General features: G+C 67.3%; 17 protein-coding genes. 12 read left to right on the forward strand and 5 right to left on the reverse strand.

Features of this window, described 5'->3' with window-relative positions:
• The first annotated feature begins 15 nt into the window (after positions 1 to 15).
• The 11 genes from FBZ88_RS07945 to lpxB all read left to right on the forward strand — a co-directional run bounded on the left by FBZ88_RS07945 (position 16) and on the right by lpxB (position 11,617).
• The gene (locus FBZ88_RS07945; protein ID WP_145616241.1) at positions 16 to 753 is read left to right on the forward strand and encodes an isoprenyl transferase; all 738 of its coding nucleotides are present in this window, start codon (positions 16 to 18) and stop codon (positions 751 to 753) included.
• Positions 689 to 1,633 carry a phosphatidate cytidylyltransferase gene (locus FBZ88_RS07950; protein WP_246138555.1) on the forward strand — a complete coding sequence of 315 codons (945 nt, stop codon included), beginning with the start codon at positions 689 to 691 and terminating at the stop codon, positions 1,631 to 1,633. The genes FBZ88_RS07945 and FBZ88_RS07950 overlap by 65 nt, the downstream gene beginning before the upstream one ends.
• Positions 1,624 to 2,853 carry a 1-deoxy-D-xylulose-5-phosphate reductoisomerase gene (locus FBZ88_RS07955; RefSeq protein ID WP_246138556.1) on the forward strand — a complete coding sequence of 410 codons (1,230 nt, stop codon included), beginning with the start codon at positions 1,624 to 1,626 and terminating at the stop codon, positions 2,851 to 2,853. Before FBZ88_RS07950 ends, FBZ88_RS07955 begins: the two co-directional genes overlap by 10 nt.
• 208 nt (positions 2,854 to 3,061) lie before the next feature.
• Complete coding sequence (gene rseP, locus FBZ88_RS07960) at positions 3,062 to 4,204, forward strand: RIP metalloprotease RseP (RefSeq protein ID WP_088871599.1); 1,143 nt, start codon at positions 3,062 to 3,064, stop codon at positions 4,202 to 4,204.
• A 13-nt stretch (positions 4,205 to 4,217) separates the two neighbouring features.
• Entirely contained in the window at positions 4,218 to 6,548 is a 2,331-nt protein-coding gene (gene bamA, locus FBZ88_RS07965; RefSeq protein WP_145616243.1) for an outer membrane protein assembly factor BamA, read from the forward strand.
• A 110-nt stretch (positions 6,549 to 6,658) separates the two neighbouring features.
• The gene (locus tag FBZ88_RS07970) at positions 6,659 to 7,213 is read left to right on the forward strand and encodes an OmpH/Skp family outer membrane protein (RefSeq protein ID WP_186464272.1); all 555 of its coding nucleotides are present in this window, start codon (positions 6,659 to 6,661) and stop codon (positions 7,211 to 7,213) included.
• A 73-nt stretch (positions 7,214 to 7,286) separates the two neighbouring features.
• Positions 7,287 to 8,327: a UDP-3-O-(3-hydroxymyristoyl)glucosamine N-acyltransferase gene (gene lpxD, locus FBZ88_RS07975; protein ID WP_145616247.1), complete on the forward strand. Its 1,041-nt coding sequence runs from the start codon at positions 7,287 to 7,289 to the stop codon at positions 8,325 to 8,327.
• Positions 8,311 to 8,793, forward strand: a complete 483-nt coding sequence (gene fabZ, locus FBZ88_RS07980; protein ID WP_004273206.1) for a 3-hydroxyacyl-ACP dehydratase FabZ — start codon at positions 8,311 to 8,313, stop codon at positions 8,791 to 8,793. Before lpxD ends, fabZ begins: the two co-directional genes overlap by 17 nt.
• Positions 8,794 to 8,805: 12 nt before the next feature.
• Complete coding sequence (lpxA, locus tag FBZ88_RS07985) at positions 8,806 to 9,594, forward strand: acyl-ACP--UDP-N-acetylglucosamine O-acyltransferase (RefSeq protein WP_145616248.1); 789 nt, start codon at positions 8,806 to 8,808, stop codon at positions 9,592 to 9,594.
• Positions 9,594 to 10,424: an LpxI family protein gene (locus FBZ88_RS07990; protein ID WP_145616250.1), complete on the forward strand. Its 831-nt coding sequence runs from the start codon at positions 9,594 to 9,596 to the stop codon at positions 10,422 to 10,424. Before lpxA ends, FBZ88_RS07990 begins: the two co-directional genes overlap by 1 nt.
• Complete coding sequence (lpxB, locus tag FBZ88_RS07995; protein WP_145616252.1) at positions 10,421 to 11,617, forward strand: lipid-A-disaccharide synthase; 1,197 nt, start codon at positions 10,421 to 10,423, stop codon at positions 11,615 to 11,617. Before FBZ88_RS07990 ends, lpxB begins: the two co-directional genes overlap by 4 nt.
• Before the next feature lie 25 nt (positions 11,618 to 11,642).
• On the opposite strand, the gene FBZ88_RS08000 is transcribed toward lpxB, so the two are convergent.
• Positions 11,643 to 12,563, reverse strand: a complete 921-nt coding sequence (locus FBZ88_RS08000) for a DMT family transporter (RefSeq protein WP_145616254.1) — start codon at positions 12,561 to 12,563, stop codon at positions 11,643 to 11,645.
• 133 nt (positions 12,564 to 12,696) lie between these two features.
• On the opposite strand from FBZ88_RS08000, the gene FBZ88_RS08005 reads away from it, so the two are divergent.
• The gene (locus tag FBZ88_RS08005; protein WP_246138557.1) at positions 12,697 to 14,097 is read left to right on the forward strand and encodes an aminotransferase-like domain-containing protein; all 1,401 of its coding nucleotides are present in this window, start codon (positions 12,697 to 12,699) and stop codon (positions 14,095 to 14,097) included.
• On the opposite strand, the gene FBZ88_RS08010 is transcribed toward FBZ88_RS08005, so the two are convergent.
• The 4 genes from FBZ88_RS08010 to gltX form a co-directional block, all read right to left on the reverse strand.
• On the reverse strand, positions 14,082 to 14,789 hold the full coding sequence (locus FBZ88_RS08010) for a 2-phosphosulfolactate phosphatase (protein WP_145616258.1): 708 nt from the start codon (positions 14,787 to 14,789) through the stop codon (positions 14,082 to 14,084). The two genes, FBZ88_RS08005 and FBZ88_RS08010, sit on opposite strands and share 16 nt — an antisense overlap.
• 196 nt (positions 14,790 to 14,985) lie before the next feature.
• Positions 14,986 to 15,210 carry a hypothetical protein gene (locus FBZ88_RS08015; RefSeq protein ID WP_145616260.1) on the reverse strand — a complete coding sequence of 75 codons (225 nt, stop codon included), beginning with the start codon at positions 15,208 to 15,210 and terminating at the stop codon, positions 14,986 to 14,988.
• Positions 15,211 to 15,229: 19 nt separating this feature from the next.
• Entirely contained in the window at positions 15,230 to 16,549 is a 1,320-nt protein-coding gene (gene gltA / locus FBZ88_RS08020; RefSeq protein WP_004274395.1) for a citrate synthase, read from the reverse strand.
• 112 nt (positions 16,550 to 16,661) lie between these two features.
• A complete protein-coding gene (gene gltX / locus FBZ88_RS08025; protein ID WP_145616262.1) occupies positions 16,662 to 18,068 on the reverse strand; it encodes a glutamate--tRNA ligase in 1,407 nt (468 codons plus the stop codon).
• Positions 18,069 to 18,185 lie beyond the last annotated feature (117 nt).

The following is an 18,185-nucleotide window of genomic DNA, read 5'->3' on the forward strand; positions in this document are numbered from 1 at the left end:
TTCTTCGAGAGTCCCATGTCCGGTGCCGCAGTGCCCCTGAACGCCCGTCCGCCCGCCCATATCGCCATCATCATGGATGGCAATGGGCGCTGGGCGACGCGCCGGGGCCTGCCCCGCACCGCCGGCCACAAAAAGGGCGTGGAGGCGGTGCGGCGTGTGCTGGAGGCGGCACGGGAACTGGGCGTGTCCTATCTCACCCTGTTCAGCTTCTCGTCCGAGAACTGGAGCCGGCCCGAGGGTGAGGTCAGCGAGCTGATGCACCTGCTGCGGTTCTACCTGCGGGGGGAGATCGCCACCCTGCACAAGAACGGCGTGCGGCTGCGCATCATCGGCGACCGGTCGCGCCTGGCGCCCGACATCGTCACGCTGATCCAGAACGCCGAGGCCCTGACGGCGAACAATACCGGCCTGACGTTGGTGATGGCGCTCAGCTACGGCTCGCGCCAGGAAATCGCCAACGCCGCCCGCCATTTGGCGGAAGAGGTGAAGGCCGGGCGCATGACGACCGACCAGGTGACGGTGGAAAGCTTGGGCGCCTCGCTCTATACCCAGGACATCCCCGATCCGGACCTGGTGATCCGCACCAGCGGGGAAAAGCGCATCAGCAACTTCCTGCTGTGGCAGATGGCCTATGCGGAGCTGGTGTTCGTGGAAACGCTGTGGCCGGATTTCGGTCGCCAGGAATTGGATGACGCCATCCAGGAATTCCATCGGCGCGACCGCCGGTATGGGGCAACGGTTGGAACGCGCTGAAGGGCTGTTGGCCAAGCTGCCGGGTGATCTGAAGACCCGTATCTTCTCCGCTTTGGTCCTGGGGCCCCCGGTCCTGGTGGCCGTGTGGCTGGGCGGCATCGTCTTCCAGCTGGTGCTGGTGGCGGTCGCCGTCATCGCCGGTCTGGAATGGCTGCGCCTGGTGGTGCCGGGGCGCCAGCCCTGGGCCACGACCATGGGGCTGATGACCATCCTGGTTACCCTCAGTGGCGAGTTCGTGGCCGGGCCGCTGTACGGCCTGGTTCTGCTGGCGGCGCAGACGGCGCTGCTGTGGTGGGCCGCCGCCGGCGGCCATCCGCGCGCGCTGGAAGCGGTGGACGCGGAGGCCAACGGAGGGGCGGGGGCCGGCCGGCTGCCGGCGCCCATCCTGTTCGCGCTGATCGTGCCCTATGTCGGCGGTGGCTGCCTGGCGCTGGACTGGATCCGCAACCGGGCGGGTCCCGACGCCCCCTGGCTGTTCCTGTTCCTGCTGCTGGCCATCTGGGCCACCGACATCGGCGCCTATGCCGCCGGCCGCACCATCGGCGGGCCCAAGCTGGCGCCACGCATCAGCCCCAAGAAGACCTGGGCAGGCCTTTTGGGCGGCATGGCGGCCGCAGCTTTGGTAGGGTTGGCCCTGTCGCCGCTGGCCACCGTGTCCTCGCCCGGCGCCTGCGCCCTGGTGGCGGCCGTCATCGCGGTGGTGGGCCAGGCAGGCGACCTGTTCGAATCGTATATGAAGCGCCGGTGCGACGTGAAGGACAGCGGCTCGCTGATCCCCGGGCACGGCGGATTGTTGGATCGCATTGATGGGCTGGTCATGGCGGCGCCGGTGTTCGCGCTGTTCCACGCCCTGATTGGGGAGAATGGGTCATGGTGGTGAGTTCCCTGCAGGCCGTTGCGGCGCCCAAGAAGGGGGCAGCGGAGCCGGCGACCGCCGCCGTTCCCGCCGCGCGCACGGTGACCATCCTGGGCTCCACCGGCTCGGTGGGCTGCAACACGGTCGAGCTGGTCGCGGCCGATCCGGAGAAGTACCAGGTCGAGGCGCTGGTGGCCCGCAAGAACGTGGATCTGCTGGCCCGCCAGGCCAAGGAGCTGCGCGCCAAGGCCGCCGTGGTGGCGGATGAGGCCCACTACGCCGCCCTGAAGGACGCGCTGTCCGGCACCGGCATCGAGGTCGCCGCCGGTGCCCAGGCGGTGGTGGACGCCGCCGCGCGGCCTGCGGACTGGGTCATGGCCGCCATCGTGGGCGCTGCCGGCATGGAACCGACGCTGGCCGCCGCGCGCCGGGGCGCCACCGTGGCCTTCGCCAACAAGGAAGTGCTGGTCTGCGCCGGGTCGCTGATGATGGCAGAGGTGAAGCGCCACGGCGCCACCCTGCTGCCGGTGGACAGCGAGCACAGCGCCATCTTCCAGGTCTTCGACTCCGAGCGGGTGGAGGGCGTGAGCCGCCTGATCCTGACCGCCTCGGGCGGCCCTTTCCGCAACAAGACGCGTGAGGACATGGCCCGCGCCACGGTGAAGGAGGCGGTGGCCCACCCCACCTGGGACATGGGCGCCAAGATCTCGGTCGACAGCGCCACCATGATGAACAAGGGGCTGGAGGTCATCGAGGCCCACCATCTGTTCGGCATGCCCGAGGATAAGATCGACGTGCTGGTTCATCCGCAGTCGGTGGTGCACAGCCTGGTGGAATATGTCGACGGTTCCGTCCTGGCGCAGCTGGGCACGCCGGACATGCGCACGCCCATCGCCGTGGCCCTGGGCTGGCCGCACCGCATCGCCACCCCGGGTGATCGCCTGAACCTGGTGACCGCCGGCCATCTGGAATTTTACGCGCCCGATCCGGGGAAGTTCCCGGCGCTGCGCCTCGCGCGCGAGGCCATGCGGGCCGGCGGTTGCGCCGCCTGCGTCATGAACGCCGCCAACGAGATGGCCGTGGCCGCTTTCCTGGATGGCCGCATCGGCTTCCTGGATATCGAGCGTATTGTCGAGCACACGATGACGACGGTGCCGCATTCCCGCCTTAATTCACTGGACGATGTGCGCGAAGTCGATACCGTTGCGCGGCGGGTTGCGGCTGAAGCGATTCAGGCGCGATAGGAAACGGGGGTCCCGGCCGTTCAAGGATGACCGGGGCCTGCCGGCCAGGTTGCGAAGCCGCCGCTGGTGACGTTTTGTTCACCAAGGCGGCGCACCATCGCGACCAGGCAAACAGGCCCTCTTCTCATGCGTGTCCCAGTTTCCGCGCCGGAAGGCGGGGTGAGGCGGGGAAGCCCTGAAGGAGGGGGTGTTATTGGAGTTTGGGACGATGCATCAGATCGTGAACTACGCCAGCACCTATGGGGGCACCTTCCTGGTGGTCTTGACCGTCCTCGTGTTCGTGCACGAATTCGGCCATTACTACATCGCGCGCCGCAACGGCGTGCGGGTGGATGTGTTCTCCATCGGCTTCGGTCCGGAAATCTGGGGTTTCAACGACCGCGCCGGCACGCGCTGGAAGTTCAGCCTGATCCCGCTGGGCGGCTACGTGAAGATGTTCGGTGACGCCGACGCCGCCAGCCGGCCCGGCGCCGAGACCCGCTCCATGACGCCGGAAGAGCGCGCCGTATCCTTCCACTACAAGCGGGTGGGCCAGCGCGCCGCCATCGTGGTGGCGGGCCCCATGGCCAATTTCCTGTTCGCCATCGTGGCCCTGTCGCTGCTGTTCATGTTCTACGGCCAGCCCTACACGCCCGCCGTGCTGCAACAGGTGGAGCCCGACAGCGCCGCCGCCGTGGCCGGCCTGCAGGCGGGCGACCGCGTGCTGGAACTGGGCGGCCACAAGATCGAGCGGTTCGAGGATCTGCAGCAGATCATCGCCATCAGTCCGGATGTGACGCTGGATGTGAAGGTGCAGCGCGGCGACGCGCAGATGGATCTGAGCGTCACGCCGCGCGCCGTGGAATCGGAAGACCGCTTCGGCAACAAGAGCCGTATCGGCCGCCTGGGCGTCATCCGCGGGCAGGACGAATACCACCGCCGCGATCCGCTGAACGCCGTGTGGGCGGCGTGCAAGGCGACCTGGGCCCTGATCACCGGCACGCTGGACGCCGTGGGCCAAATGATCGCAGGCAGCCATGGCACCGAGGATCTGGGCGGGCCGTTGCGCATCGTGCAGATGTCCGGGCAGATGGCACAGTTGGGCCTGGTCCAGGTCATCTGGTTCATGACCGTGCTGTCGGTGAACCTGGGCCTGATCAATCTCTTCCCCGTCCCCATGCTGGACGGCGGGCATCTTATGTACTATGGCCTGGAAGCTTTGCGGGGCCGTCCCCTGGGCGAGCGCGCTCAGGAATATGGTTTCCGGATCGGCCTGGCTTTGGTACTTAGTCTCATGATTTTCGCCACTTGGAACGATCTGATCCACTTTGGCGTGGGCAGTTTCGTTAAGTCTCTGATTTCCAAAGTTTGACCGGGGGAAATAATTGGGTTCGGTTTCGAGAGTAGCGGCGCTGTGCCTGGCTATCGCCGGCACCACCGCAACGTCAGCTGTCGCTCTTTCGTCCGGTGCCTGGGCTCAGGAGATCCTGTCCGGTGGCGTCATCAAGGACATCCGCGTCGAAGGCACCCAGCGTATCGAGCAGGCCACGGTCCGCTCCTACCTGGTCGTGTCGCAGGGCGATGCCTTCAATCCGGACAAGATCGATGAATCGCTGAAGGCCCTGTTCGCCACCGGCCTGTTCGCCGACGTGACCCTGCGTCGCGACGGTGATACCCTGGTGGTGGCCGTGGTCGAGAACCCGATCATCAACCGCGTGGTCTTCGAAGGGAACAAGCGCGTCAAGACCGAGGACTTGCAGTCCGAAGTCCAGCTGCGCTCGCGCCTGGTGTTCACCCGGTCCCGCGTGCAGCAGGACGTGCAGCGCATGCTGGACGTCTACCGCCGTAACGGCCGCTTCGCCGCGCGCATCGAACCCAAGATCGTCCAGCTGGAACAGAACCGCGTCGACCTCGTGTTCGAGATCGATGAAGGTCCGCTGACCGGCGTGCAGCTGATCAGCTTCATCAACAACAACATCTATGACGACAGCGAACTGCGTGACGTCATGGTGACCAAGGAATCGCGTTGGTGGCGCTTCCTCTCCAGCGACGACACCTACGATCCCGATCGTCTGGCCTATGACAAGGAACAGATCCGCCGCTTCTACTTCCGCAACGGCTACCCCGATTTCCGGGTGATGTCGTCGGTCGCGGAACTGACGCCGTCGCGCGACAAGTTCTTCATCACCATGGCCCTGGATGAGGGCAAGCGTTACAAGTTCGGCAAGATCGAACTGACCAGCGCCATCAAGGACATCGATCTGGCCCCCCTGCGGGAGGTGATCGAGACCAAGGAAGGCGACTGGTTCAACGCCGACAAGATCGAAAGCACGATCAACAAGCTGCAGGACAAGCTGGGTGACCAGCAGTATGCGTTCGTGCAGGTGGATCCCAATGAGGAACGCCACGCCGACACGCAGACCGTCGACCTGCACTTCGAGATCAACCCCAGCCCGCGCGTGTTCGTCGAACGCATCGACATCAACGGCAACCTCATCACCCTGGACAAGGTGGTGCGGCGCGAGCTGCTGCTGGCCGAAGGCGACCCCTTCAACGCCTCCAAGGTCAAGCGCTCCGAGCAGCGCGTGAAGGATCTGGGCTTCTTCGACGACGTCAAGATCAAGCCGAGCGAAGGCAGCACGCCCGACCAGGCGGTGTTGACCGTCGACCTCAGCGAGCAGTCCACCGGTGAAATCCAGGTGGGCCTGGGTTACTCCACCACCGAAGGCGCGCTGATCGACTTCTCGATCCGGCAGCGCAACTTCCTGGGTACGGGCCAAGACATCCGTTTCTCGACGATGTGGTCCTACTACTCCAAGGAATTCACCATCTCCTACACCGATCCCTATTTCATGAACCGGGATCTGGCGATGGGCGTGGACCTGTTCCGCACGGACCGCAACGCCAACACGACGGAAGAATCCTACAGCTACGACATGTCCAGTACGGGCTTCGACATCCGTGCCGGCTTCCCCATTTCCGACCGCTTGCGCGAACTGGTGACCTACACGCTGTCCCACACCCGGATCAGCGACATCACCTATGAAACCACGCGCTTCGTGCAGGAGCAGGTGGGCGCGACGACCACCTCGTCCGTCCAGTCGGCCCTGACGTTCGACGCCCGTGACAGCCGCCTGAAGCCGACCTCCGGCTACTACTTCACCGTCACCAACCAGGTGGCGGGCCTGGGCGGCAGCGTGCACTTCCTGCGCAACCGTCTGACCTCGGGCATCTACTTCCCGCTGTTCAGCAATGTCGTGCTGAAGGTCGAAGGCGAAATCGGCTACATCCTGGGCTTGGGCGGCGAATTCGTGCGCATTCAGGACCGCTTCTTCCTGGGTGGCGACACCCTGCGCGGCTTCCAGGTGGCCGGCGTCGGCCCCCGCGCCTTCAGCAGCAACGGCGGCAACGACGCTCTGGGCGGCAAGCGGCTGGTGCGCGGCACGTCGGAGGTCACCTTCCCGCTGGGCCTGCCGGAGGAACTGGGTGTGGACTTCCACGTCTTCACCGATATCGGCGCCCTGGACCAGAGCGGTGAGTCGCCGTTGCCGGGTGACGATTTCCATGACGAGTTCGCGTTCCGCGCCTCCTCGGGCGTGGGCGTGTCGTGGAAGTCGCCGTTCGGCCCCATCCGCATCGACCTGGCCTATCCGTGGATGAAGAAGAGCTACGACCGCATTCAGCAGTTCCGCTTCAGCTTCGGTTCGCAGTTCTAAGAACGAAGGGACGGGACATGATGGCGTTCGCACGCCGTACCACACCCCCGGCCGTTTGCCTTTCCCATGCGAGGGCCGCCTTGGCGGCCCTCGTTCTTGGTTTTGGGGGCTTGGCGCCCTTGGATGCCGCCCTGGCGGCGGTCCCGGCCAAGGCGCCGGCCAAGCCCGTGGCCAGCGACAGCCAGCAGAAGCCGGTGACGACCATCGCCGTGGTCGATGTGCAGATCCTGCTGGAAAAGTGCTCCGCCATGCAGAGCATGAAGCGACAGGACAGCGAGCAGACGCAGAAGTTCCAGGCGGAGCAGTCGCAGCAGGAACAGTTCCTGCGGCAGGCGGAAAAAGAGCTGGCCAGCCAGCGGACCAAGCTGGGCCAGGAGGACTTCGACGCCAAGCGCAAGGATTTCGAACAGCAGGTGGCGGAGGTGCAGCGGCGCCTGCAGGAACGCAAGCGCCAGTTGGACAACGCCTTCGCCGCCGCCAGCGCCCAATTGCGCGACAATATGGTACGCGTGGTGGGCGAGGTGGCGCGCGAGAACGGCTTCACGCTGGTCATTCCGCGCTCCAACATCATCTACATGGCGGACGACGCGCTGGACATCACCAACACCGTGTTGTCACGCTTGAACGCCACGTTGCCGCAGATCACGGTCAACGTTCCGAACTGACCGGCACCCGGGCGCCCTCTCGACGGGATGGCGCGTCCGGGCGCGGTCGCTGCCGTTGAAAGGTGCCGTTCCCATGGCCGATCCCCGTTTCTTCAACCGGGCCGGGCCCTATACCCTTGCCGAGCTGGCGCGGCGCTCGGGCGCCGAGGTGGCGCCGGGCAGCGACCCGGACCTGATGCTGAGCGACGTCGCCGCGTTGGATGCCGCGGAGCCGGGCCAACTGAGCTTCCTCGACAACAAGAAATACGTGGCCGCCTTCAGCGCCACGCGGGCGGGTGCGGTGGTGGTGCATCCGGCGCTCGCGTCCAAGGCGCCGACGGGCGTGGCGCTGCTGCTGTCGCGCAACCCTTACAAGGCCTACGCCTTGTGCGCCCAGGCCTTCTATCCGGCGACCGCCCCATCGGGGAAGATCAGCGCCGGCGCCCATGTCGACCCCAGCGCCGAGGTGGGCGAGGGGACGGACATCGCCGCGGGCGCGGTGGTGGAGGCGGGGGCCGTCATCGGCGCCCGCTGCCGCATCGGCCCCAACGCCACCATCGGCGTGAACGTGCGGCTGGGGGACGACACCGTCATCGGCGCCAACGCCTCGCTGACCCACTGCATCCTGGGGTCGCGGGTCACGATCTATCCCGGTGCCCGCATCGGCCAGGACGGCTTCGGCTTCGCCATGGACCTGGCCGGCCACGTGCGCGTGCCGCAGATGGGCCGGGTGCTGATCGAGGATGACGTGGAAATCGGCGCCAATGCCACGGTGGACCGGGGGGCCGGGCCCGACACGGTCATCGGCCGGGGCTGTATGATTGATAATTTGGTGCAAATCGGGCACAACGTGCACCTCGGTGCCGGCTGCGTCATCGTGGCCCAGGCGGGGATATCGGGCAGCACCAAGCTGGATCATCATGTCGTGCTGGCGGCACAGGCCGGCGTGACGGGGCATTTGAAAATCGGCGCCGGCGCGCAGATCGCGGCACAAAGCGGTGTCATGCGGGACGTGGGGCCGGGGGAGAAGGTCGGCGGTTCGCCGGCCGTGCCCATGCGGCAATGGTTGCGCCAGGTAGCGGCGCTGGGTCGCCTGGTGCGGGGTAGGAATGAAGGTGATGGACGTGACGACTGAAGAGCAGAAGGTTCCTGGCAAGGTACCCGATTTGGACATCCTGCGGATCATGCAGATGATCCCGCATCGCTATCCTATGCTGTTGATCGACAAGATCGTCGACATCATCACGGGTGAGAGCTGCACGGGCATCAAGAACGTCACGATCAACGAGCCGTTCTTCACCGGCCACTTCCCGCAGAAGCCCGTCATGCCGGGCGTCATGATCGTGGAGGCCATGGCCCAGACCTCGGCCGTGCTGGTCATGCACACGCTGGGTGAGTCGGCGGAAGGCAAGCTGGTCTACTTCATGTCCATCGAGGAGGCCAAGTTCCGCCGCCCGGTGGTGCCGGGCGACCGCGTCGAGATCAAGGTCCAGAAGATCCAGAACCGCCGCAACGTGTGGAAGTTCAAGGGTGAGGCCTGGGTGGACGGCCAGCTGTGCGCCGAAGCCACCTACGCCGCCATGATCGTGATGGACAGCTAGGCCTTATCCGTGATGAGCGAGACCGTGATCCACCCGACCGCCGTGGTCGATGCCGGCGCCCAGATCGGCGCCGGGGTCAAGATCGGCCCCTACTGCGTGGTCGGTGCCCACGTCACGCTGGGGGACGGCGTCGATCTGAAAAGCCATGTGGTGGTGGAAGGCCGCACCCAAGTGGGCGCCGGCACCGTCATCTATCCCTTCGCCTCCATCGGTCACGCCCCCCAGGACCTGAAGTTCAAGGGGGAGCCGGCGGAGCTGATCATCGGCCGCAACAACCGGATCCGTGAGCATGTGACCATGCACATCGGCACCGAAGGCGGCGGCATGGTCACCCGCGTGGGCGATGGCTGCCTGTTCATGGCCTCGTCCCACGTGGCGCACGACTGCATCGTGGGCGACAACGTCATCCTGGCCAACAACGCCACCCTGGGCGGCCATGTCGAGGTGGGGGACAACGCCATCCTGGGGGGGCTCTCGGCCGTCCACCAGTGGGTGCGCATCGGCGCCCACGCTATGATCGGCGGCATGTCGGGCGTGGAAAGCGACGTCATTCCCTATGGCCTGGTGAAGGGCGATCGCGCCTTCCTGGCGGGGCTGAACCTGGTGGGGCTGACCCGCCGCGGCTTCACCCGCGAGGATGTGAACGCCCTGCGCACCGCCTTTGATGGCATCTTCGGCCATGAAGGCACGCTGGCTGACCGCATGGCGGCGGTGGAAAGCGCGCACCCCACGCCCGTGGTCGGGGAAGTGCTGGCCTTTATCCGCGGCCGTGGCGGCCGCGCCCTGTGCCAGCCGCGCTGATGCCGGACACCCCCGTAAAACTGGGGATCCTGGCGGGGGGCGGCGACCTGCCCAGCCGGCTGGTCGACACCTGCCGCGCCCTGGGGCGCCCGGTTTTCGTCGTGGCCCTTGACGGCCAAGGCGCCACCGTGCCCCCTGACGTGCCCCAGGCGACCTTTCGCATCGGCGCAGCCGGTGCCATCCTGGACCGGCTGCGCGCGGAAGGCGTGGGGGAGATCGTGCTGGCCGGCCGCGTGCGCCGGCCCAGCCTGGCCGAAATGCGGCCGGACTGGTTCGCCGCCAAGTTCTTCGCCCGCATCGGCGCCAAGGCTTTGGGCGACGACGGCATCCTGCGCGCCCTGGTGGCGACGCTGGAGGAGGAAGGGTTCGCCGTCGTGGCCGTGCAGGCCCTGGTGCAGGGGCTGCTGAGCCCCGCCGGCCCCATGGGCGCCCTGGCGCCTGACGCCGCTGCCGAGGCCGACATCCACCACGGCGTGGCCGTGGCCCGCACCCTGGGCCTGCTGGACGTGGGCCAGGCGGTGGTGGTGCAGCAGGGCTTGGTGCTGGGGGTCGAGGCCATCGAGGGCACCGACGCCTTGATCGAACGCTGCGGCGGGCTGCGCCGCGAGGGGCCCGGCCCCATTCTGGTTAAAATGCGCAAACCCCAGCAGGACATCCGCCTGGATCTGCCCACCATCGGCGTTACAACGGTGCGGAAGGCGGCGGCCCATGGCTTCCGCGGCATCGCGGTGGAGGCGGGCGGCACCCTGACCTTGGGCGCAGAACAGGTGGCCCAGGCGGCGGACGCCGCCGGCCTGTTCGTCACCGGTATCGTTACGGAGGCGGTATGAACGAGGATGTGCCGTTGGTCTTCCTCGTCGCGGGGGAACCGTCGGGCGACGTGCTGGGTGGTCGGCTGATGCTGGCCCTGAAGCAGGAAACGTTTGGCGCCATCCGCTTCGCTGGCATCGGCGGGGAGCGCATGAAGGCCCAGGGCCTGAAAAGCCTGTTCCCCATGGAGGAATTGGCCCTGTTCGGCCTGGCGGAACTGCTGCCCAAGCTGCCCAGCCTGCTGCGGCGTATGAAGCAGACGGAACAAGCCATCCTGGACATGAAGCCGGCGGCGGTGGTGACCATCGATGCGCCGGACTTCTGCTTCCGCGTGGCGCGCCGGGTCAAGAAGGCCAACCCGGATATTCCCCTGATCCATTACGTGGCGCCGACCGTCTGGGCCTGGCGCCCGGGGCGTGCCGCCAAGATCGCCAAGTTCCTGGACCATCTGCTGGCGCTGCTGCCGTTCGAGCCCCCTTATTTCGAGAAGGCGGGCCTGGACTGCAGCTTCGTGGGCCACCCCATCGTGGAAAGCGGCGCCGACGCCGGCGACGCCGACCGCTTTCGCGCCAAGCACAGCCTGGAGTCCGACACCCGGATCATTACCATCCTGCCGGGCAGCCGCCGCAGCGAGGTGACCAAGCTGCTGCCCGATTTCAAGGGCGCGCTGGATATCCTGGCGCCACGCCTACCGCGCGTGGTGGCGGCCGTACCTACGGTGCCCGCCACCAAGGCCTTGGTGGAGGAGGCGGTGAAGAGCTGGCCGCTGCCCGCCGTGGTGGTGGAGGGCGACCAGGACAAGTACGACGCCTTCGCCGCCAGCGAGGCCGCCCTGGCTGCGTCCGGCACGGTGGCGCTGGAACTGGCGCTGGCCCGGCTGCCCGCCGTCATCGCCTATCGCATCCACCCGCTGACCTACCGGCTTTATCGCGGCCTGATCAAGGTGCGCTTCGTCAACTTGGTCAACATCATGCTGAACCGCATGCTGGTGCCGGAGTTGCTGCAGGAGGAATGCCGGCCGTCACGCCTGGCGGAGGCCTTGGGCCGCCTGCTGGACGATCCAGCCGCCCGCCAGGAGCAGATCGAGGGCGTGGCCGAGGTGGCCGCCTGGCTGGGCCAGGGCGATACCCCGCCCAGCCGCCGCGCCGCCGAGGTCGTCATGCGGGTGATCCACGCCCGTGCGCGCGAGGCGGAGCAGGCGGGGTTGGCCTGACCCCTACATCGCGGGACTTTCAGAACTAACGCCTGACGGCGCGCCGGGCGCCGGCCACGCACAGCACCACGACCAGGGCCGTGCCCAGCACGGCCGGCCCTACCGGTTCACCCAGCAGCACGGCCGCCAGGCCGAAGCTGCAAAAGGGCTGCAGCAGCTGGATCTGTCCCACCGCCGCCGTGCCGCCCAGGCCCAGGCCGTGGTACCAGAAGAAAAATCCGATCAGCATGCTGAACAGGGTGACATAGCCCAGCGCCATCCAGGCGCTGGCCGGTACGGACTGCCAGTCTGCGGGGAAGGTGGCCCAGGCCAGCGGCGCCATGAGGGGCAGGGACAGCACCAGCGCCCAGCAGATGACGGGCCAGCCGCCCAGGTGGCGCGACAGCCGCGCCCCCTCCGCATAGGCCAGGCCGCAGACGATCACGGCCAGGATCATGAGCCCATCGCCCGGTGCCAGCTGCAAACCTCCTTGCCGCAGGGCGGGTGCCAGGGCATAGGCGGCGATGGCCGCCGCACCCGCACAAGAGAACAGCCAGAAGGTTGCCCGGGGCCTGTCGCCGCCGCGCAGCGCGCCGAAGACGGCGGTGGAGATGGGCAGCAGGCCGCTGAAGACGACGGCGTGCGTGCTGGGCATCCAGTGCAGGGCCAGGGCCGACAGCAGGGGGAAGCCGATGACGGCGCCTCCCGCCACAACCGCCAGGCCGGGCAGATCGCCCATCGAGGGCCGCTGGGGACGCAGCGCGGCCAGCAGGCCGGCGGCGACCATGCCGGCCAGGGCGGCTCGCGCCAGGCTGAGGAAATTGGCGTCCAGCCCGGCCAAGCCGATCTTCGTTACCGGCAGACTGCCGCTGAAGATGATGACGCCGATCAGGCCGTAGACGAAGCCTGCGGCCGGCTGGCGCGTTGGTGCCGTGGTAAGGGGCGTGGGGACGGTGGTGTCCGTCATAGCGGGGCATCCTGGGTCGTGACGATGCCGATGCTGCCTTCCGTCTGTGCCGGTCACAAGGTATGGTGCAGTACGGTTTAAGCAAACTGTACTGGTCCAAATGGCGATACAATCGACGGAGCCTACCGCCGGCATGACCCTGGTCGAGACGGTCATGGCCGAGATCCATGCCCGGGTGGATGGCCGGCTGCTGGCGGCCGGCGCCCGCGCGCCTTCCATTCGCGTGCTGGCGGAGCGGTTGGGCGTGTCCAAGTCCACGGTGGTGGAAGCATACGATCGCCTGGTGGCGGAGGGCGTGCTGTTGGCGCGCCCGGGTTCCGGCTTTTACGTCGCCAAGCGGGCGGCGCCGCTGGCGCTCATGGGCACGGCGCTCGCGGGGGCGGAGCCGCCACCGGACCGGGCGGTGGATCCGCTGTGGCTGATGCGCCAAGCCCTGGAACCGGGCGAGGGCGTGCTGAAGCCCGGGTGCGGGTGGCTGCCGGCCGATTGGATGCCGGAACAGGCCATTCGGCGAGCCTTCCGCGCCTTGGCGCGGGCGCCGTCGGCGGCCCTCTTGGACTACGACAACCCCCTGGGCTATCCGGCCCTGCGCCGCCACTTGGCCGACCGTTTCACCGCCCGCGGCATCGCGGCCGCGGCTGACCAGATCCTGCTGACCGACAGCGGCAGCCAGGCCATCGACCTGGTCTGCCGCTACCTGCTGGAACCGGGCGACGTCGTGCTGCTGGATGACCCCTGCTACTACAACTTCAAGACCGTGGTGGCGGCCCACCGTGCCCGCGCCGTGCCGGTGCCCTACACCCCCGCCGGGCCGGATCTGGCGGTCTTCGCCCAGGCGGCGGCGACCCATCGGCCGCGCCTCTACATCACCAACGCCGCCCTGCACAATCCCACCGGGACCAGCCTGACCGCGCCGGTGGCGCACAAGCTGCTGACCCTGGCGGCGGCCCATGACATCCTGATCGTCGAGGATGACATCTTCAGCGATTTCGAGGCGGAGCCGTCGCCCCGGCTGGCCGCCTTTGATGGTCTGGAGCGGGTGATCCACATCGGCAGCTTTTCCAAGACGCTGTCGGCGGCGGTACGCTGCGGCTATGTCGTGGCGCGGGGTGACTGGATCCAAGGCATCGCCGACGTGAAGCTGGCCACCGCCTTCGGCAACGCCACCACCAATCCACGCATTATCCACCAGCTGCTCACCGACGGCAGCTACCGGCGGCATATGGAAGGCGTACGCGCGCGCCTGGCCGGCGCCATGGGACGTACGGTACGCCGGCTGGAGGCCTTGGGGCTCAAGCCCTGGGTTGAGCCCCGGGGCGGCATGTTCCTGTGGGCGGCCCTGCCGCCGGGTGTGTCGTCGGTGGCGTTGGCCCGCGCGGCGCTGGACCACGGGGTGGTGCTTGCGCCCGGTGACGTCTTCAGCCTGACCAATACCGCCGACGGCTTCCTGCGTTTCAACGTCGCCCAGTGCGACAGCCCCCGCATCTTCGAGGTGCTGGCCCAGGCGATGGAGGGGGCCTATGCCGCCCGATAGGCGCCGTTGCGCAAGACCGGCGCCGTGGCGCTGACGTTCAGCTCAAGGGCAGGGTCCACATCATCGGCGTAGCCCCAACCCATCAGTTCCTGGCCCGAGCGGCTGTTCCGGATGATGTCGGCCAAGTCCGGCCCAGCCGCCCTATACGCGTCGCGCGCCACCTGCGCCTCGGCGGAGATCGGCAGGTCCAGCGCCGCAATGATGGCGCCGGCCCCCAGCAGGTCCTCCACCGCCGGCCGCAGGCTGCCGTCCGGCCAGCGCTCACCCGCCGGGATGATGGCGATGTCGCCACCCTCGGCCAGCATGTGGGCGTGTCGTGCGACGACCGCGGCATTGCGCAGGCAGCCTGCCAGTACCTTCGCTGCGCTGCCCGCCAGGGAGAGCCGGGAGCCATTGGGCGAGGGCAGCATAAGCCGGGTACCGGATGCGATGGTGGTGAGGGAGCGGGGCGACAGGCTGAGTTGGCCGCCGGCGTTGCGCGGGGCCGCCAGCACCGCACCTGCCTCATCAGCGGCGGTCTGGGCCGCCGCCGTGTCGCCGTAGGGAAAGGGCAGGATGGCCGCGCCGCGGCTGGTTGCGATATCGACGGCCGTGGAAAAGGACAGGATATCGACGATGACCAGCACCGCCACGCGGTCACGTACCGCCTCCACTCCGGCCAAGCCCCATTCGCTGTGTACGGTTTGGCTCATGATTGCACCTTCGACGTACGCTCCGGCCATCAGCCCGACCAGTACCTTTTGGGAAGTTTTTGATCGCATGCATTGCCGGTAGTGCCAGCAATGCATGCGGTGAACCTGGGCCATTGGCACGATATGAAAGAAAAGGCCGCCCGGTCGCCCGGACGGCCTTTCCAGAAAGCACGGGGAAGGTGTTCGCCATCGTCCCTCAGTGCAACAGGGACACCACGGTGGCCGCGATGCCCAGGACTGCGCCCAGGGTGGCGAAGGTCATCCACACCAACCGCTTCAACCGCCGGCCCGGGGGCACGGGGTTGTCGTTGGCCGGTAGGTGGCCCTCCAGCGAACGGGCAGGAAGGATGCGGGCGCGGGGTCGGGACCGGCTGCCGCCTGCCCCGTTATCGCCATTGCTGGGATGAACCCGCTCCGCCATCGTCCCGTCCGCCTATGCCTTAGCGCTGCTCGACCGGGACATAATCCCGCGTCGTGGCGCCGGTGTACAGCTGACGCGGACGGCCGATCTTCTGCGAGGTGTCGGCGATCATTTCCTGCCACTGGGCGATCCAGCCCACGGTGCGGGCCAGGGCGAACAGCACGGTGAACATGCTGGTGGGGAAGCCGATGGCCTTCAGAATGATGCCCGAGTAGAAGTCGACGTTCGGGTACAGCTTCTTCTCGACGAAGTACGGGTCTTCCAGGGCAATGCGCTCCAGCTCGACCGCAATGTCCAGCAGGGGGTCGTCCTTGATGCCCAGTTCGGCCAGGACTTCCTTGCAGGTCTGCTGCATGACCTTGGCGCGCGGGTCGTAGTTCTTGTAGACCCGGTGGCCGAAGCCCATGAGGCGGAAGCTGTCGTTCTTGTCCTTGGCGCGGGCGATGAACTCGGGGATCCGGTCCTTGTGGCCGATCTCACCCAGCATCTTCAGCACGGCCTCGTTGGCGCCGCCGTGGGCGGGGCCCCACAGGCAGGCGATGCCGGCGGCGATGCAGGCGAAGGGGTTGGCGCCGGAGGAACCGGACAGACGCACCGTGGAGGTGGAGGCGTTCTGCTCGTGGTCGGCGTGCAGGATGAAGATCTTGTCCATCGCCTTGGCGATGACCGGGTTGATCTTGTACGGCTCGCACGGGACGCCGAAGGTCATGTTGAGGAAGTTCTCAGCATAGCCCAGGTCGTTGCGCGGATACACGAAGGGCTGGCCGATCGAGTACTTGTAGGCCATGGCAGCCAGGGTCGGCATCTTCGCGATCAGGCGGTGCGAAGCCACCATGCGCTGGCGCGGATCCTCGATGTCGGTGCTGTCGTGGTAGAAGGCGGACAGGGCGCCGACCACGCCACACATGACGGCCATCGGGTGGGCGTCGCGACGGAAGCCGCGGAAGAACTGCGACAGCTGCTCATGCACCATGGTGTGATAGGTGATGGAGCGCTCGAACTCGCTCTTCTGCTTGGCGTTCGGCAGCTCGCCGTGCAGCATCAGATAGCAGACTTCCATGAAGTCGCTCTTCTCGGCCAGCTGCTCGATGGGGTAGCCGCGGTGCAGCAGCACGCCCTTGTCGCCGTCGATGAAGGTGATCTTGGACTCGCAGCTGCCGGTCGAGGTGAAGCCCGGGTCGTACGTGAAGTACCCGGTGTCGCCGTAGAGCTTGCGGATATCGATCACGTCAGGGCCGGTCGTGCCGTGCATGACGGGGAATTCGTAAGACTTACCGGTTTGGTTGTCGGTGAGGGTGACCGTTTTCTTTCCGGCCGCCGGTGTCGTCGTATCGCTCATTTCGGCACGTCCTTGTTTATACGGAGCGGGGCCCTCTGCCCCTTATTGGTCTTTATGACGCGGTGCGGAGTGTAGTGTTCCGCACCGCCGAAGGCAATGACGCCAGGAGGGCTCACGCACCCCCTGCGACATCACTGATACGGGCCAGGGTTTCAGCCTGGCCCAGCACTTCCGCCACCTCGAAGATGGGTGGCGAGACCGTGGAACCGGAGAGTGCAGCGCGCAATGGCTGGGCCAGTTTGCCCAGCTTCAGGCCCGTCTCCTCGGCGTACGCCCGTACGACCCCCTCAAGGGTCGCCGCGGTCCAGTCGGGGGCCTCCGCGAAGCGGGTGGCGATCACCGCCAGCTGGGCGCGCGCGTCTTCGGTCAGAAGTTGGGAAGCCTTGTCGTCCAGCGGAAGGGGGCGCGCCGTGATATAAAACTGTGCGGCCGCCGCAAGTTCCACCAGGGTTTTGGCCCGGGCCTTCAGGCCCGGCATGGCGCGGCGCAGCAGGTCGCGATCGGCGTCGCTCAATTCACGACCCAGGGCCGTGACCAATCGGGGGCCGATCAGGTCCACCAGCCGGCCGTCGTCCGCCTGCCGGATGTAATGGCCGTTCAGATTGTCCAGCTTGGCGTAGTCCATGCGCGACGGGGACCGTCCGATGCCTTCCAGGTTGAACCAGGAAACGGCGTCCTCGGTGCTGATGATCTCATCATCGCCGTGGCTCCAGCCCAGGCGCAGCAGGTAGTTGCGCAGCGCCTCCGGCAGGTAACCCAGGTCACGGTAGGCCTCGGCCCCCAGGGCGCCGTGGCGCTTGCTGAGCTTGGCGCCGTCGGGGCCGTGGATCAGGGGGATATGGGCGAAGTCCGGCGGCGTCCAGCCCATGGCCTGGTAGATCTGCAGCTGTCGGAAGGTGTTGGTCAGGTGGTCGTCGCCCCGGATCACCTGGGTCACGCCCATATCCTGGTCGTCCACCACCACCGACAGCATGTAGGTCGGCGTGCCGTCGGCGCGCAGCAGCACCATATCGTCCAGCTGGCTGTTCTGCACCCGCACCTCGCCCTGCACCTTGTCCTGCAGAACGGTTTCGCCCTCGCGCGGGGCCTTCAGGCGGATGACGGGGGCTACGCCGGCCGGCGCCTCCGACGGGTCGCGGTCGCGCCAGCGGCCATCATAGCGCATGGGCAGGCCGGCGGCCTTCTGCTGCTCCCGCATCTCTTCCAGCTCTTCCGGCGAGCAGTAACAATGATAGGCATGTCCCTGGGCCAGCATGGTGCGCGCCACCTCGGCATGGCGCTCGCGCCGCTCGAACTGGCTGACGGCGTCGCCGTCCCAGGTCAGGCCCAGCCAGCTCAAGCCATCGATGATGGCGTCCACCGCCGCCTGGGTCGATCGCGCCCGGTCCGTATCCTCGATGCGCAGCAGGAAGGTGCCGCCGTGGTGGCGGGCGTACAGCCAGTTGAACAGGGCGGTACGGGCACCGCCGATGTGCAGGTAGCCAGTGGGGGACGGGGCGAAGCGGGTGACGACACTCATGGGAAACGCACTCTCCGGCATGCGGGCGGGTGGCGCACCGTCGGGGCGTCTGGAGGGGTCGCTTTGGAAGGGACGCATCCAGAGGTTGACGGCGCCACGCGAATATCGAGATAGCTG

This window comes from Nitrospirillum bahiense (genome assembly GCF_007828025.1).
GTDB lineage: Bacteria > Pseudomonadota > Alphaproteobacteria > Azospirillales > Azospirillaceae > Nitrospirillum > Nitrospirillum amazonense.

Coding starts and splice junctions, on each gene's coding strand:
- FBZ88_RS07945 (WP_145616241.1), top strand. CDS start 16: ATGTCCGGTGCCGCAGTGCCCCTGAACGCCCGTCCGCCCGCCCATATC.
- FBZ88_RS07950 (WP_246138555.1), top strand. CDS start 689: ATGACGCCATCCAGGAATTCCATCGGCGCGACCGCCGGTATGGGGCAA.
- FBZ88_RS07955 (WP_246138556.1), top strand. CDS start 1,624: ATGGTGGTGAGTTCCCTGCAGGCCGTTGCGGCGCCCAAGAAGGGGGCA.
- rseP (WP_088871599.1), top strand. CDS start 3,062: ATGCATCAGATCGTGAACTACGCCAGCACCTATGGGGGCACCTTCCTG.
- lpxD (WP_145616247.1), top strand. CDS start 7,287: ATGGCCGATCCCCGTTTCTTCAACCGGGCCGGGCCCTATACCCTTGCC.
- fabZ (WP_004273206.1), top strand. CDS start 8,311: ATGGACGTGACGACTGAAGAGCAGAAGGTTCCTGGCAAGGTACCCGAT.
- lpxA (WP_145616248.1), top strand. CDS start 8,806: ATGAGCGAGACCGTGATCCACCCGACCGCCGTGGTCGATGCCGGCGCC.
- FBZ88_RS07990 (WP_145616250.1), top strand. CDS start 9,594: ATGCCGGACACCCCCGTAAAACTGGGGATCCTGGCGGGGGGCGGCGAC.
- lpxB (WP_145616252.1), top strand. CDS start 10,421: ATGAACGAGGATGTGCCGTTGGTCTTCCTCGTCGCGGGGGAACCGTCG.
- FBZ88_RS08000 (WP_145616254.1), bottom strand. CDS start 12,563: ATGACGGACACCACCGTCCCCACGCCCCTTACCACGGCACCAACGCGC.
- FBZ88_RS08005 (WP_246138557.1), top strand. CDS start 12,697: ATGACCCTGGTCGAGACGGTCATGGCCGAGATCCATGCCCGGGTGGAT.
- FBZ88_RS08010 (WP_145616258.1), bottom strand. CDS start 14,789: ATGAGCCAAACCGTACACAGCGAATGGGGCTTGGCCGGAGTGGAGGCG.
- FBZ88_RS08015 (WP_145616260.1), bottom strand. CDS start 15,210: ATGGCGGAGCGGGTTCATCCCAGCAATGGCGATAACGGGGCAGGCGGC.
- gltA (WP_004274395.1), bottom strand. CDS start 16,549: ATGAGCGATACGACGACACCGGCGGCCGGAAAGAAAACGGTCACCCTC.
- gltX (WP_145616262.1), bottom strand. CDS start 18,068: ATGAGTGTCGTCACCCGCTTCGCCCCGTCCCCCACTGGCTACCTGCAC.